This window comes from Synechococcus sp. R55.7, from assembly GCF_047461955.1.
Lineage (GTDB): Bacteria > Cyanobacteriota > Cyanobacteriia > Thermostichales > Thermostichaceae > Thermostichus.
The window spans coordinates 5,216-7,695 of sequence record NZ_JANSIC010000124.1 but is presented as its reverse complement, the minus strand read 5'-3'; the positions used below and the strand labels follow the sequence as shown (position 1 = coordinate 7,695).

General features: G+C 58.1%; 2 protein-coding genes. Both read right to left on the bottom strand.

The annotated features are described in order from the left end of the window. Positions 1-180 precede the first annotated feature (180 nt). On the bottom strand, positions 181-1,887 hold the full coding sequence (ctaD, locus tag NW820_RS07970; RefSeq protein ID WP_414407176.1) for a cytochrome c oxidase subunit I: 1,707 nt from the start codon (positions 1,885-1,887) through the stop codon (positions 181-183). Between the two features lie 77 nt (positions 1,888-1,964). Then, on the bottom strand, positions 1,965-2,480 hold a 516-nt coding region (locus NW820_RS07965; protein WP_414407175.1), incomplete at its 5' end, for a cytochrome c oxidase subunit II.

The window sequence follows — 2,480 nt, the reverse complement described above, 5'->3', positions numbered from 1 at the left end:
TGGGCAGTGTGGGCCCTTGAGTGGCCAACCATCAGCGTTTCAGAGGCAAGGGATCCTTGCATATTCCTTTCCACCTAAATTCCTGAATTCCTGAGACTTCTTGAGGCTGTACAAGCAGCCCAGCCAAGACTGGAATACCCAGTGAGCAGGGGATCAGCCACCCACCGGGCATCCGGCCTGCTAAGAAGAAGTAGGCTCCGCTTCCGCCAGTGCCAGCTCCCGCACGCTCTGCAACTGAGCAGCAAAGTAGTCCAGCGTCTCTTTGCTGTGCAAGCCGTAGTCGTAGGGGCCAGTTAGCAGAATGGGATCCCCATAAAAGTTGGGATGGGGCGGGGGAGAAGAAGTTGTCCACTCCAGTGTCAGGGCCTGCCAAGGATTATCCCCAGCTTTTGGCCCGGCCACCCAGGAGTAGATGGCGTTAACCAAAAAGGGCAGGGTGGAAATGGCCAGAACAAAGGCCCCCACCGAGCTGATCCAGTTGAGGTCGGCAAATTGGGGATCGTACTGGGCCACCCGGCGGGGCATCCCCATCAGGCCCAGCTTGTGCATCGGCAAGAAGCACATGTTAAAGCCGACAAAGGTCAACACAAAGTGCACCCGCCCCCAAAACTCGTTCAGCAGCCGCCCCGTCATCTTGGGGAACCAGTGGTAGATGCCGGCATAGATCCCAAAGACGCTGCCGCCAAACAACACGTAGTGTAGGTGGGCCACCACAAAGTAGGTGTCGTGAACGTGGATATCCAGGGGCACCGAGGCGAGGATAATCCCGCTCAAGCCGCCGATCACGAACATCGAGACAAAACCCATGCCAAACAGCATGGCCGAGCGGAAGTGGATTTTGCCGCCCCACAAAGTGGCCAGCCAGCTAAACACCTTGATCCCAGTGGGAACGGCAATGGCCATGGTGGCGATCATGAAGAACACCCGCATCCAGTCAGGGGTGCCACTGGTGAACATGTGGTGCGCCCAGACGATCAACCCCAAAAAGCAGATGGCCAAGCTGGAGTAGGCGATGGCCTTGTAGGCAAAGATGGGCTTGCGGGCATGCACCGGCAAAATCTCCGAGATCATGCCAAAGACCGGCAAGATCATGATGTACACCGCCGGGTGGGAGTAGAACCAGAACATGTGCTGGTAGACCACCGGATCCCCGCCGCCGCTGGGGTTGAAAAAGGCCGTACCCGCCAACAGGTCAAAGCTAAGCAAAATCAACGCACCAGCCAGAACCGGTGTTGCAATGAGGGTAAGAATAGACGCTGCCAGCATGGCCCAGCAAAACAGCGGCATGTCTTCCATCTTCATGCCGGGCATGCGCATCTTCAGAATGGTGGTGATGAAGTTAACCGCCGCCAGGATGGAAGAGGTTCCTGCCAACAAAATGCTCAGGATCCAGAGTTCTTCCCCCACCTTGCCGCTGATCAAGCTGAGGGGGGGGTAGGAAGTCCAGCCGGCAGCCGGAGCCTCTATGAACAGGCTGGCCAAAAGCAGGATCCCTGTGGGCGGAACCAGCCAAAAGGCCACTGCATTCAGCTTGGGGAAGGCCATATCCCGCGCCCCGATCATCAGCGGTACCAGGTAGTTGCCAAAGCCCCCTGTCAGCGCCGGCACGATCCACAAGAAGATCATGATCGTGGCGTGCAGGGTAAAGGCGCCGTTGTACCGCTCAAAGCCGAGAAAGTCCGCCTCCGGGGTAGCCAGCTCTGCCCTTACTGCCGTCGCCAGCGCCCCTCCCACCAAGTAGAAGAAAAAGGTGGTCACCAAGTACTGGATCCCGATGACCTTGTGGTCGGTGGAAAAAGTAAAGAAGCGCCACCAAGGCTCAGCAGGAAGTTCCAGTTCAACCTTCGGTGCAGCAACAAGTCTTGGGCTGTCTTGCAGCTGGGTCATTGCACAAAAGCTCCTATATCGCGTTGGCAGAATGTTGTTCCCACAAGCGCAGGCCAAAGGGGCGTCAGGGATCCCGGCTAGCCTGCGGAAGGAAGGGATCCAGAATGGGACTGGAGAGACTTCAAATCTGAGGGGGAGACGCCCAAACGCTGGTGGTGGACATGGGCAAAGGCAGACTCGGCCTCAGGGGAGCCTGGCCGAGGAGAGGGATGGACTGGCGAGAAATCTGAAACGAGGGCCAAGGTGCTGCCCTCGCCACGGGCGGCCAAAACTTGCTCCTGCTGCCAGCGCTCGAAGTCTTCCGGCGTATCCACAAACAATTGCCCTGCCATCACCCCATGATAGGGGCCGCACAGCTCTGCGCAGATGATGGGGTACTGCCCCAGTTGGGTAGGCACAAACTCCAGGTGGGTCTCTCGGCCCGGGATCACATCCTGCTTGAGGCGAAACTGCGGCACCCAGAAGGCATGGTTCACATCCAGAGCCGTCATATCCAAGCGCACCCGCTTGTTTAGAGGAAGGTGCAGCTCGCTGGCCACCAGGCCGGAATCCGGGTAGGTGAACATCCAAGCATATTGCATGCCCTGAACTTG